The following is an 11,721-nucleotide window of genomic DNA, read 5'->3' as shown; positions in this document are numbered from 1 at the left end:
ACTTCACCGTGACCGCGCCCTACTTGAAGGACGGGGTCGTGATCCTTCGCGAAACGGTTCGCTCGGACTTGGGGGACCGATCGGAAACCGGCTCCACCGTGCCTCCAGGTCCCGGACGAAACAATCTTCCCCCCGTGTAGCCCGGGGGCTTGAACCCGATCCCGCGAGCGAGGGGCGTTTCTCCGCTTTCGTCGGCAGAATGCTTTCCAAGGCCGTCTTCCGTCCCTTCTGTCACAAACAACGATATTGATTTTCCCATCTTTCCTCCTTGTTGTTGGAATGGGTTACGAAACTCCACTCTTTTCAATACTTGTATTATAGCATCACGCCTCTTATATGTCAAGCCCCCCACCCCGTTAGTAGAAAATGGCATTGCGGCTGTGTATCATAATCTTTATTTAGATGCCGCGACTCACTATGCCATTTTTCACTACTGGGTCCAAAAAAGGGCCGGCTTTTCCAGTAAACGGCGCAAAACATATGGCAGAAGGGAACGTAAACTTCTTCCGTAAATCATGTAGACCCCCCGACTTTTTGCCAATTCTTTAACTAAAATGGATTTCAATGCCGTATCAACTTCTTCTCGGCCATGCAGCATGTGCAGTGAAAAAGTTCCGCTTTTCGCGTTTGTAATCGGTTTAATTGCCGTATGTGAAGCGATGACGCAATCAATTGAATTATCAGCCAAAAGTCGGGCGCATCTTAAAATATTTTCGGCAGTTTCATTTTCATCCAATTCCCCGTCTTCGGGATAGGCGCCCCGGCAAAGTCCGATGCTGAAACTGGCTCCTTGCTTATGCCAATTAACATATTCTGTGATGCGCCGGAAAGCGTCCCTGCGGTAACATCTGATTCGCCAAGACAGATTGGTTATACCCCTATCGCAGACCAGAGCGCGCTTAACCGGTTCAACCCATTCTTCATCGGCTGAACGTTCCTCATCCAGCCACACCCTGCGATTTCTTTTTCCGGCAAAATCGGCAAGCTGAGAAAGCGCGGCTTCAAATTTTTCCTTTTTCTTTTCTGCGGGCCATCCTGATAAAACAAAGGACGAGGGTTTAACGCTTATATGGCCGTTTTTCATCCCTCCCGAGCCGTTCAGAATACTTAAAATCAAAAAGTAAGACCTCAGTAAAAAGCCGGCTTCTTTTTCGCTGCGGCAATTTTCGGCGGCGACATTAATTAAAACGCCGATGCCTTCTTTATCGTATTCCTCTATTTTCAAAAAAAGCTTTTTGAGATCGCGAAAGGTGAATTTGTTTATCAGATAAATTCCGCGCCAAACCGCAAGACCCGCCAAAACCAAAACCGAAAGCCCGGCGTAGAAGAGCAAAGCAGCGTCCTCCAAAGTTAAAAATCTCTAACTTAATAGAAAACCCTTAAAAGGCCCTTGTCAAATATTTTTCTTGCCGGAGAATTTATGCCACGTGACTAAAAGGGGGCTGGCGAGGCATATTGAAGAATAAGTGCCGGCAACAACTCCGACCAGCAAAGTCAGAGCAAAATAACGGGTGGCTCCGGCCCCGAGCCAAAAAAGAGAGAACAAAACCAAAAACAGCGCGAACGATGTAGCCAAAGACCGGCCGAATGTCTCGTTTAAACTTTTTCCGACAATATCTTCAAATTCTCCGCGGCCTTCGGCTTTGCGGAGGTTTTCGCGTATGCGGTCAAAAACCACTATGGTATCGTGCACGGAAAAACCCAGGATGGTCAAAAGCGCGGTTACGAAAAGCGCATCAACTTCAGCCCCGTAAAAACGCCCGAGATACGCGAAAAGTCCGGCCGGCACTGCTATGTCATGCGCTAAAGCGATAATCGCCACCATCCCGTACTTCCAGCTGGCCACAGGTTTTGAAACATGACGAAATGCCCAGCTAACAAAACCAAGAATTAAAATTATCACCAGAATTATTGAAATAACGGCGTTTTTTCTTAGTTCAGAACCTATGGCCGGACCCACGGCGTCAAACCTGCGTTCAGTCAAAACCGACGCGGGATCTTTGCCCGCGGATAAAGTTTGTAGCAGAATTTCGCGGCTTTCGTTTGAAGTATCGCCGAATCTTATGATTAAACCCTTGTCGCCGGTAGGCTGAATTCTGAATGCCGCCAAATTCAGCGCCGATATATCCGCCTCCAAAAAAGAAATATCGGGGCGCTCTTCCAAAAACTCCACTTCTAAAATAGACCCGCCGGAAAAATCGACTCCGGACCTGAATCCAAAAGCTAAAATACCGAATAAGCTTATCGCCAAAACGACTGCTGAAAACGCGTATAAAATTTTTCTAAAACGTATAATCAGCATAAATTATTGTTCCGGTTCCCGATGTTTTGCGCCGTAAAGAATAAACGAAAACCTGTTTTGCCTGAAAGACGCGGCATAAAGAAAAAATCTGGTAACCACAAGCGCCGAAAATATACTTGATAAAACTCCGACGCCCAAAGTCAGGGCAAAACCGCGAATCATGCTTGTTCCAAACCAATAAAGAATCGCGGAGGTTATCAGCGTTGAAATGTTTGAATCGCGAATTGAAGGCCAGGCCCGCTTAAATCCGCTTTCCATGGCATTTTCCAAATTCCCGCCCCAACGTATCTCTTCTCGCATGCGCTCAAATATCAAAATATTGGCGTCAACCGCCATGCCGACCGACAAAAGAAATCCGGCAACGCCGGCCGCGGTAAGCGTAACCGGCAAAATTTTAAAAATACTTAAAACTAAAACCACGTAGAACATAAGGCCGAAAATCGCGACCAAGCCCGGCAGGCGGTATCGCAAAATTAAGAATAAGGCCACGGCCAATATGCCGTAAATTCCGGCAATAATTCCTCGCGCAAGCGACTCTCCGCCCAAAGAAGCGCCGACGCTTTGCTGGGCCATAAGACTGATTGGAACGGGCAAGGCCCCGGAATTAAGGCGACGCACCAAAACTCTGGCCTCTTCCGGCGTAAACTTTCCGGAAATTTGGGCATTACCCGAGGTTATCTCCTGCTGAACCACCGGCACGCTTATCGGCAATCCGTCCAGATAAATTGCTACGCGCCTGCCAACATTTTCTCTTGTGATGCGTCCGAAAAGTTCGGCTCCTTCTTTGTTAAACTCCAAAAGCACCACAGGCTCTCCGGTAGTCTGGTCAAAATCAAGGAGTGATTTTTTAAGAAACCTGCCGGTAAGCCCAGATGGAACAAAATAAGGGTCCTCCGAAACCTGTTCCCCTTTTTCAAGCGCCGCAAGGATTACGTCTCGCGCTTCTTCGGGCCTTTCGGTTTTAAATTCAAGATACGGCGTCTGGCCTATCATTTTAATTGCTTCATCGGTGTCAAAAACGCCGGCAATCTCCACGATAAGACGGCGATCGTCGCCCGATCTTTGTACCTGCACTACCGGCTCGGTAACGCCGAAGGCGTTGATTCTGCGTTCAATCACATCCCGAAGCCCTTCCATTGATTCGCTGACTTCAACGCCTTCAATCGCGGAAACATCGGCTTGATAGACCAAATGCGCCCCTCCCTGCAAATCAAGCCCCAGGCGATATCCGATATTGCCCAAAAACCAATCGGACTTCACAAAATTCGCGCCCGCAAAATAGCCGAGAGTAAGGCCAGCCAAAAGCAAAACAAAAGCCCAAATGCGGATTTTAAACATGATCTCTATCTTCCCTTAAACTGTAAATCATATAACCTTTTATACACCCCGCTTTCAATTTTGAGAAGTTCCTCGTGCCTGCCCTGCTCCATAACACGGCCCTTGTCAAGAACGATAATTTTGTCGGCTTCGCGAACTGTGCTTAAACGATGAGCGATAATAAAAGTCGTTCTGCCTTTCATCAATTCGCGAAGCGACTCCTGAATGAAGTTTTCCGACTTGGCATCCAGAGCCGATGTCGGCTCGTCTAAAATCAAAATTTTTGGGTCGCGAAGAACCGCGCGGGCAATCGCGATTCTTTGCTTCTGTCCCGCCGAAAGTTTTACCCCGCGCCACCCAACAACCTGCTTGTATTTTTTAGGAAAATTTTCTATGAACTCCGAAGCATAAGCGATTTTGGCGGCTTTCTTGACCTCTTCTTCCGATTTATCAAAACTTCCGTAACGAATGTTGTTAAAAACCGTGTCATTAAAAAGAGTTACTTCCTGCGGCACAACTCCCAAAAATCCGCGATAAGTTCTCAAGTCAAATCGACGGACATCGTGTCCGTCAACCAAAACCCGACCCTTTTTGGGAAAGTAAAACGCCATCAATAAATCAATGATCGTCGTCTTGCCGACTCCCGACTCACCCACAAGCGCGACTTTTTGGCCTGATTCAGCAGAAAAAGAAACTTCTTTCAAAACTTCGCGCCCGCCCTTATAGCCGAATGAAACATTTTCAAAAACGACCTCGCCCTTTATGTTGCTCACAATAACCGCCCGCGCGGGAACATAAATTTCGGGCGGAGCGCTAAAAACCTTTTCGGCTTCAATCATGGCCACCGCGCCATTTGAAATTCTCTGCCAGTTGTTTCCAAGACGCACAAAAGGCCCGAAAAGCATTGCTGCGTAGGCGTTGAGAGTTACCAATTCTCCAGGAGTAAGATTGCCATGAGAAATTAAAAAAACGGAGTAAATAAAAATAGTAAGCTGGGTCGCGGTTACCAGCGCGCGCTGGGAAAAACTCAAACCGGCCCACAGCCGGTGAATTACAATCCAGCTTTTGGCAGCGCCCAAAAAGAATTTTTTAAAAATTTGCCTTGATTCGTGCTTTTCAGTCGTAAATTGTTTAACCTCTTTGATGTTGGACAAGACGTCGCTCGAATCCCCGTAAGCGATGTTGTAAGCACGATTCATTTTTGTTTGGAGCGGAGTAAGTTTTGGGGCAATAAATCTTAAAATTAAAAGATAAATCGAAATCGCAAAAAGCATTATTAAGGCAATACCCGAGTGAATAAAAAACGAAAGCGCGACCGCCGCCACAATGCTCAAAAACATAGGCAAGAAGCTTATTAAGACCTCGGCGATGACGTCAATTAAATTTCTTGCGTTATAGATTCTATTCTGCAATTCCCCACCTTTGGTTTTTTTATGAAACTCAAGCGGTTTTTCAATAAGACGCGAGTAAGATTCGGAAATATATTCGGCCTCCAATTCAGCTCCCAAAATACCCTGATTACGGTCAATTCTCCAAGAGAGAATATCCGAAAAAACATGCAAAACCAGCCAAAAAGAAAGAATTATAAAAACCGCTTCAAATGAGCCGGCGCCGGCCGCGACAGCGATTAAACCGTCAAAAAAACGTCCGGCAAGAAAAGGCACCATGGCATCAGCCCCCGCGACGATCAAAGAAAAAACTGCAACCGCGAGTAGCGTTTTTCTGTGAGGCGCAAAAATACGTTTCATTATAGGCGCAAGCTCTTTGAAAATCTGCCCAGCGCCCCGTTTTTTTGAGTCAGCTTTTACCATTTTTATATTATAACGCAAACGGCTCAACGGAGCACCCCGTTGAGCCGTTTGGCTACGAGAAGAAATTAGTAATGTTGTTCCGAAAATTTTTAGTGCAAACGTTTCAAAAGTTCTTCGGGACTTGAAACGACATCGTGGATAAACTTACGGCTTGAAGGTTCTTCGTAAAGGCCGTCGGGATAAGAGCCCATTAAAGTTTTGTCTTCAAGGGCGTAAATTGTTTTTCCGAGAACCGCGGCGGCAAAAAGCTCGCCGTTAGTATTTGCGCCGATATAGCCGTCTTTGTTAAAAATAAAACAGACATCGGCAACCATTACTTTTCTAAAAAGGTGGTCGTACACTTTTCCGGCGACGGTCGCGCGGTATAAATCGTCACGCAATCGGTCTTTCTCGGAAAGATGGGCCAATTCCAAATCGTCGCCGTCAAAATTGGGTTTTAAAATATGAATATGCGTACCCCTTTTTTCAGCGGCGTCTTTTAAATGATTAACAAATTCATCCAGCTCATGCCTGAAACGCTGGCTGGTGCAAAAAACAACTGAACGCATATGAAAGAATTATATCACCAAAACTTTATCCACAGCAATAAAAAAGCGAAAAAATGTCTTTTTTATTTGACTTTTTTATTAAAATATCTTAAAATACCGGAAGTTGTTCACAATAACTCAAAAGGAGGGATTCGGAAATGAACAACGAGCATTGCCCTGTTTGCCAAGAACCGGAACTTCGCGAAACCCATGACAATGGCGCGAGCCGAAAATGCGAACACTGCAATTGGTTTCCCGGGCTGTACGAAAACGAGGAATCGTTTTCCGAATGGATTGACCACGGAGTCGGCGACTGACTTTGAAAGGAGGGTTGAAAATTGAAAAAGGGTTGCGGGCCCAGGGAACTAGCTTTAAACCTTTTGCATCGCTCGCCTTGCAATATTCAGGTCGCGGCGGTTTTAAGCGACAGAAATGGAATTTTTGCCTGGTATTGGAATAACATCGGAGACGGCTTCGGAATGTGCGCCGAACGTAAAGCAATCAAACAGGCCAACCGAAAAAGATTAAAAGGCGCGATTCTGACGATTGCCGGAAGACGAAAAAGAAACGGCAGATTCGTTTTTTGCCAGCCGTGCCTCCATTGTTTTAACACCGCAAAAAGGGCCGGGATAAAAATAGTTGAGCACACCACGAAAGATGGCAACTGGATAAATTTCCCGCTTCAGCTTGTCAAAATGGCTTGTATTGAACTAGACGGCGATATAACAAGAAGAAACAAAAAGAAAAATTAATCCCACTTGGCGGTTTAACGCCAAGTGGGGTGTTTTTTTAAATTAGGCCGAGTTTTTTCAAAATATAGTACCAAACCGGCTCAAGACCCATTTCCTGCTTCCATTCTTGATCGGTAGCTTTTTCAGCCGGGTTTTTGCCGAAAATTGCGACAGTAAGTTTGCCAACCTTATCATAAGATATGCCGTACTTCTTCATAAAGTATTCCGTCCGCGCGGCTATCTTTTGCAAGTCGTCTTTTGAAAACCAAACGGCTTTTTTGGCGTCGCTTCCGGCCCTTAACTCTCCCGACCAATTCAACGCTTCATACACTTTCCATAAATGATGCGTTCCGCCTTCGCGCTTGCAAGGATTATCTATATCTTCCTCAAAAACAATATTGTTCTTATCAACCCTTAATCCCACTTCTTCCTCCAACTCTCTTGTCACCGCACTTATGAAATTCGGATCGCCGTCCACATGCCCGGCTGGCAGAGCAAATGATTCGGGATAATTCGCCCGTTCAATTACGACAATTTTCTCTCCATCGCGGATTATCTCTCCGACCGAAGTATTGTCGCGGATTTTTGCCATTTTTATTTCCTCTTTTTTGAAGAACCTTTTTTAGTTTTTGCCGATTTTCTGGATTTTGGCAAATCATGAGCTTGGTCTTTTTCGCCTAAAAATTTCAGAAGCTGGTCCGGCCCCCTGAAAACCATGTTTGAATAATAGGTCAAAAAAGGGCTCATTGTTTCGCCTTTTGGATATACCAGCCAGGCCTCTTTATTGGTCTCATGGGCTTCGCGAAGCTCGTTTATAACGCCCGGCGAAAGTACGGGTTTCGGGAAATAAGCGATGACCCTGTCCACCTGCTTAATCAGCCAATACATATCGCGATTGACTATCTGATTTAAAACCTCTTCGGTTCTCATAGACGGCTTCCATTGCTCCACCATTTCAACTTCGCGCGGGTCAAAAATTACAAAATATTTTTCAAGTTTTTTTATAAAATTATCCACAATCTTCTGTCCCGCGGGATTCATAAAGTGAGTCAGAGGCATGGCGATATAAATCTTTTCCAAATGCGGCTCAAAAATCATGCGATATAAAAGTTTTTCGTTTGACTGGGAAGGAATCACGTAAAAGAGCTTCCTTTTCATTTCAGCCCAGGAGGCAGTCATCTCAACATCCACATTTCGCCATAAAAGTATTTCATTATAAGTCAGTTTTTCTTTCTTCCATTGCTTGCGCCGCCGCAATTCGCGGTCAATGCCGATGACGTCGTCAACAAAAGCCAGAAACATATCGGGATTAAGCTGACTCACGTAATAATTGTCCCACGCTCTGACAAAAACATTTTTCCAGTAAAAGAAGGCATGGATATTTATGAAAACCACGTCGTTTTTTTTGAGTTCTTTCGGGAGCTCGCCAGCTATTCGCTCAAAAACGGCGGAACGAACCGCGCCTATGACCGACGGCGGGGCGTTTAAAACATTTTCCGGCGTAAAATTAACACCAATATGATTAGAGTGTTCCAGCATCATCTGGCCCACATGGTAAATTTTTACTTTTTTGCCGCTCGCCTTAGCCCTTTCTTCAAATTTTTGCAGATATTCTTTCCTGCGAGACCCCGAAATGGCGGTTGTAATGATTAGTTTAGACATATTTTAATTATAGTTTAAAACAAAAAAGAGGCCAGCGGCCTCTTTTTTCTATTTCTTTTTTTTGATGTTCTTTTTTCCGGCATTCCTTTTTCCGACAATAATCTGCCAGGGAAGCAAATCCAAGCCCGCGGTTTCGGGACTTCGCTTAAGCGCGATTTCCTGATGGCCAATGACATTTCCTTCTTCGTCCACAAGCTCGATGACCTTCATGTAATATGGAGTGTCATACGCATCGCCGCTTTTTAGAATCTGCGCGATCTCATATGGCCTGTTCACCTTCCACTTGTATTCGTCTTTGATGTCTTCAAAAACGCCATCAACCGCTATGTCTAAATGTTCGGTCAGATGCGAAGCTCTGATTAATGTCGAAACAGTTGCGGAGTAAATCCAGTAGCGAAGCTCATTTTTTTCTTCCCACTGACCATTCTCCACTTTAATCTGCGGAACGCGCTGAATAAACCGGGTAATTGAGTAATTCAATTCCCCGAGATGCGCGCCCCAATAGCCGTATTTTTTACTGACTTCATAAATCGCTTCGGCTAACTTCCATTCCTCGCCGTCGCCCAACATTCTGTTGGCTGAAAATAAATCATCCAAGTGAATCGCGACTTCATAAAAAATATTCGCGTAGACCTCCGATAGCGCCTCATTATCCACTATTCTTTTAGCGGCTCTTTGCGCGAGCGCTTCAATATGAGGATCAAGAATTTCCCTGTCATCCGCCGGCGGGTTCGTTTTTTTGCTTGGAACGTACGGCATTTTGTTTTTCCTTAAATAAAAACTCCTAACACATCTTAACAAAAACCCCTTGGTGCGCAAGGGGCTTAAACTTTCTCCAAAATTACAAACGAGTAGGAATATTGATTTTTTTGGTCTGGTTCGTGGCGCTCGCGAAAAACTTCACGCCACTCGTTTCGGTCAAATTTCGGAAAATAAATATCGCCCTCAATGCCGGCATCAACCTCCGTCAGGTAAATCCTCGAAGCAACGGGCAAAAATTGTTCATAAGTCATCCCTCCGCCGATAACCATCGCCTCTTCGACATCCCCAACCTCTTTCAGCGCATCCTCCTTGGAATGGACGATAACACACCCCTCGGCCGTAAAATTTTCATCAGAAGTAAGAATAATATTTTTTCTTCCCGGAAGCGGACGACCGATTGATGCGTAAGTTTTTCGGCCCATAATAATGGGCTTGCCCATCGTAACCTCTTTAAACCTTTTGAGATCCGCCGGCAAATGCCACGGCAAAGAGTTGGTCTTCCCGATAACGCCATTTTTAGAAACTGCCGCAATAAGAGAAATTTTCATGGTCATATCCTCACACGGCCATTTCGGCTTTAATCGGCGGATGATGCTGATAATCAATAAGCTTGATGCCGTCCATCGTGAATTTATCAATATCTTTTATTTCAGGATTCAACCAGAGTTTCGGCAACGGGTAAGGTTCTCGAGAAAGTTGTTCGCGCACCTGATCAAAATGATTATGGTAAATATGAGCGTCGTTCAGCGTCAGTATGACTTCGTCCGGCTCTAAATCTGTCGCTTGAGCAACCATATTCAAAAGCAAGGCGTATGAAGCGATGTTAAACGGCACGCCCAAAAACATATCGCATGAGCGTTGGGTCATGGCCAAAGATAATTTGCCTTTGGCCACAAAAAACTGAAAAAGCATGTGGCAGGGGGGCAGAGCCATCTGGTCAATCTCGGCCGGATTCCAGGCCGAAACAACGAGACGACGGTCATAGGGGTCTTTTTTTATTCGTTCTATGATATTTTTTAACTGGTCAATTTCAGCGCCGTCCGGAGTTTTCCACGACCGCCATTGCACGCCGTACACTCTGCCGAGGTCGCCCACAAATCTGGCTTTTGGCTTCCAAAAAGACGCCTCGGCGTTTGCCGTCCATATTGTCGTTTTTTCGGGAATTCTCGTCCCGTGAAGAATCTCGGCAAGCCGCCTCTCATCGCTTGAGCCCTCAATAAACCATAAAAGCTCGCTTGCCACACTTTTGAACGCGAGTTTCTTTGTGGTCATCGCCGGAAAGCCGTCTGACATTTTGAATCTTAACGGCAAAGCAAAAACCGCCCGTGTGTCTATACCTGTGCGATTCGGCTTGTCCACGCCGTTTTCCATCACATATTTAAGAGCATTAAGATACGCTTTCATGTTATTCTCATTTTAAGGTGTTTCGCCTTTATTTCACAAAAAAATTCCCCAATTGCTTGGGGATAAGTGTTAAGAAATGTTTATTTGGTTTTTGACAAGAGGGGCCCCGTATGCCTTTTTACATCTTCGTATATCTCATCAATGCTTCGAGACGCGTCTAAAACACGCCATTTCTCCGGTTTTTCTTCGGCCTGCTCCAAAAAGGAGATGCGAACTCTGTGATGAAAATCCATTCCCAACTTTTCAAAGCGGGTCAGCATCTCGCCCCGCTTTTTTGCCCTGTCTTGCAAAATTTCCGGGTCGCAATCAGCTAGAATTACCAAATCCGGCTCAATCCCGCCCCGGGCTTCGCCACTTTTACGCTTTATCTCGGTGATATCATAGCCACGGCCCGCGCCTTGATAAGCGATTGTTGAATATTCGTTCCTGTCGCAAATGACTATGGCACCCCTTTCAAGAGCCGGTCTTATTACTTTTTCGTAGTGAATTCTTCTGTCTTCGCAAAAAAGGTCGATTTCTTCTTCGGGAGTTATGTTGCCATGCAAAAGTTTTTGCCTGATTTCAACGCCTTCAGGCGTCCCGCCGGGCTCTTTGGTCCAGATGACATCAAGTCCGCGCGCTTTCAAATCCTCGTAAAACCGTTTGGACTGAGTGGTTTTTCCGCAAAAATCCCCGCCTTCAAAAACGATAAAAATTCCGCGCATATTACGCTCCCATTATAGCAAAGAAACCTGTAAAAAGTTTAGTGCGCGTACAAAAAAAATGAAATAGATTTAATCCTTTATTTCAATGCCCATTGAGCGGGCAGTGCCCTCCACAATTTTAATAGCGCCTTCAATGTCATTGGCATTTAAATCCTCCATCTTTTGCTCGGCGATTTCCCTGATTTGGGCTTTAGTCGCCTTACCTACTTTTCCGGTTAAAGGATTGGCCGCGCCTTTTTCAATGCCCGCCGCTTTTCTAAGCAAATCCGAAGCCGGCGGAGTTTTTAATTTAAAATCATAACTGCGGTCTTCATACACCGTAATTTCAACCGGAATAATACTGTCGCCTTTTTCGCGAGTCGCTTCATTGAATTTACTTACAAATTCGCCGATATTTACGCCATGCTGTCCCAAAGCAGGCCCAACCGGAGGCGCCGGCGTAGCTTTGCCAGCGGGTATCTGTAATTTAATTATTGTTTTAATTGGTTTTGCCATAATACT

General features: G+C 45.3%; 14 protein-coding genes. 2 read left to right on the top strand and 12 right to left on the bottom strand.

The genetic code is table 11. The features are described 5' to 3' along the window. Window positions 1–430: 430 nt before the first annotated feature. From HYY55_04450 to HYY55_04430, 5 genes are all read right to left on the bottom strand, one after another. Window positions 431–1,348 (bottom strand): proline dehydrogenase family protein, encoded by a 918-nt coding sequence (locus tag HYY55_04450; protein ID QQG46176.1) that lies wholly within the window; start codon window positions 1,346–1,348, stop codon window positions 431–433. 45 nt (window positions 1,349–1,393) lie between these two features. Continuing rightward, window positions 1,394–2,302: a protein translocase subunit SecF gene (secF, locus tag HYY55_04445; protein QQG46175.1), complete on the bottom strand. Its 909-nt coding sequence runs from the start codon at window positions 2,300–2,302 to the stop codon at window positions 1,394–1,396. A 3-nt stretch (window positions 2,303–2,305) separates the two neighbouring features. Further along, the gene (gene secD, locus HYY55_04440) at window positions 2,306–3,640 is read right to left on the bottom strand and encodes a protein translocase subunit SecD (GenBank protein QQG46174.1); all 1,335 of its coding nucleotides are present in this window, start codon (window positions 3,638–3,640) and stop codon (window positions 2,306–2,308) included. Window positions 3,641–3,645: 5 nt separating this feature from the next. Next, window positions 3,646–5,430, bottom strand: coding sequence for an ABC transporter ATP-binding protein (locus HYY55_04435; GenBank protein ID QQG46173.1), 1,785 nt, complete (start codon window positions 5,428–5,430; stop codon window positions 3,646–3,648). 89 nt (window positions 5,431–5,519) lie between these two features. After that, window positions 5,520–5,978 carry a hypothetical protein gene (locus tag HYY55_04430; GenBank protein QQG46172.1) on the bottom strand — a complete coding sequence of 153 codons (459 nt, stop codon included), beginning with the start codon at window positions 5,976–5,978 and terminating at the stop codon, window positions 5,520–5,522. Between the two features lie 137 nt (window positions 5,979–6,115). Between HYY55_04430 and HYY55_04425 the strand changes: the two genes are divergently transcribed. After that, window positions 6,116–6,274, top strand: coding sequence for a hypothetical protein (locus HYY55_04425; protein ID QQG46171.1), 159 nt, complete (start codon window positions 6,116–6,118; stop codon window positions 6,272–6,274). 21 nt (window positions 6,275–6,295) lie between these two features. Next, window positions 6,296–6,709: a hypothetical protein gene (locus HYY55_04420; protein ID QQG46170.1), complete on the top strand. Its 414-nt coding sequence runs from the start codon at window positions 6,296–6,298 to the stop codon at window positions 6,707–6,709. Between the two features lie 37 nt (window positions 6,710–6,746). Here the strand turns inward: HYY55_04420 and HYY55_04415 are convergent, their stop codons facing one another. The 7 genes from HYY55_04415 to rplK form a co-directional block, all read right to left on the bottom strand. Continuing rightward, window positions 6,747–7,280, bottom strand: coding sequence for an NUDIX hydrolase (locus HYY55_04415; protein QQG46169.1), 534 nt, complete (start codon window positions 7,278–7,280; stop codon window positions 6,747–6,749). Window positions 7,281–7,282: 2 nt separating this feature from the next. Further along, on the bottom strand, window positions 7,283–8,350 hold the full coding sequence (locus HYY55_04410) for a hypothetical protein (protein ID QQG46168.1): 1,068 nt from the start codon (window positions 8,348–8,350) through the stop codon (window positions 7,283–7,285). 48 nt (window positions 8,351–8,398) lie between these two features. Continuing rightward, window positions 8,399–9,109, bottom strand: a complete 711-nt coding sequence (locus HYY55_04405) for a hypothetical protein (protein QQG46167.1) — start codon at window positions 9,107–9,109, stop codon at window positions 8,399–8,401. A 65-nt stretch (window positions 9,110–9,174) separates the two neighbouring features. Beyond that, a complete protein-coding gene (folA, locus tag HYY55_04400) occupies window positions 9,175–9,660 on the bottom strand; it encodes a type 3 dihydrofolate reductase (protein ID QQG46166.1) in 486 nt (161 codons plus the stop codon). Window positions 9,661–9,670: 10 nt separating this feature from the next. After that, on the bottom strand, window positions 9,671–10,516 hold the full coding sequence (locus tag HYY55_04395; protein QQG46165.1) for a thymidylate synthase: 846 nt from the start codon (window positions 10,514–10,516) through the stop codon (window positions 9,671–9,673). Between the two features lie 80 nt (window positions 10,517–10,596). Beyond that, window positions 10,597–11,220: a dTMP kinase gene (gene tmk / locus HYY55_04390; protein QQG46164.1), complete on the bottom strand. Its 624-nt coding sequence runs from the start codon at window positions 11,218–11,220 to the stop codon at window positions 10,597–10,599. Between the two features lie 69 nt (window positions 11,221–11,289). Next, on the bottom strand, window positions 11,290–11,715 hold the full coding sequence (gene rplK, locus HYY55_04385) for a 50S ribosomal protein L11 (protein ID QQG46163.1): 426 nt from the start codon (window positions 11,713–11,715) through the stop codon (window positions 11,290–11,292). Window positions 11,716–11,721 lie beyond the last annotated feature (6 nt).

This window comes from Candidatus Niyogibacteria bacterium (assembly GCA_016432485.1).
Taxonomy (GTDB): Bacteria; Patescibacteriota; Minisyncoccia; order HO2-45-28; family HO2-45-28; genus HO2-45-28.
This window is presented reverse-complemented; position numbering and strand designations above follow the sequence as displayed.

Coding starts and splice junctions, on each gene's coding strand:
- folA (QQG46166.1), bottom strand. CDS start 9,660: ATGAAAATTTCTCTTATTGCGGCAGTTTCTAAAAATGGCGTTATCGGG.
- tmk (QQG46164.1), bottom strand. CDS start 11,220: ATGCGCGGAATTTTTATCGTTTTTGAAGGCGGGGATTTTTGCGGAAAA.
- HYY55_04395 (QQG46165.1), bottom strand. CDS start 10,516: ATGAAAGCGTATCTTAATGCTCTTAAATATGTGATGGAAAACGGCGTG.
- HYY55_04425 (QQG46171.1), top strand. CDS start 6,116: ATGAACAACGAGCATTGCCCTGTTTGCCAAGAACCGGAACTTCGCGAA.
- secD (QQG46174.1), bottom strand. CDS start 3,640: ATGTTTAAAATCCGCATTTGGGCTTTTGTTTTGCTTTTGGCTGGCCTT.
- secF (QQG46175.1), bottom strand. CDS start 2,302: ATGCTGATTATACGTTTTAGAAAAATTTTATACGCGTTTTCAGCAGTC.
- rplK (QQG46163.1), bottom strand. CDS start 11,715: ATGGCAAAACCAATTAAAACAATAATTAAATTACAGATACCCGCTGGC.
- HYY55_04430 (QQG46172.1), bottom strand. CDS start 5,978: ATGCGTTCAGTTGTTTTTTGCACCAGCCAGCGTTTCAGGCATGAGCTG.
- HYY55_04435 (QQG46173.1), bottom strand. CDS start 5,430: ATGGTAAAAGCTGACTCAAAAAAACGGGGCGCTGGGCAGATTTTCAAA.
- HYY55_04410 (QQG46168.1), bottom strand. CDS start 8,350: ATGTCTAAACTAATCATTACAACCGCCATTTCGGGGTCTCGCAGGAAA.
- HYY55_04405 (QQG46167.1), bottom strand. CDS start 9,109: ATGCCGTACGTTCCAAGCAAAAAAACGAACCCGCCGGCGGATGACAGG.
- HYY55_04415 (QQG46169.1), bottom strand. CDS start 7,280: ATGGCAAAAATCCGCGACAATACTTCGGTCGGAGAGATAATCCGCGAT.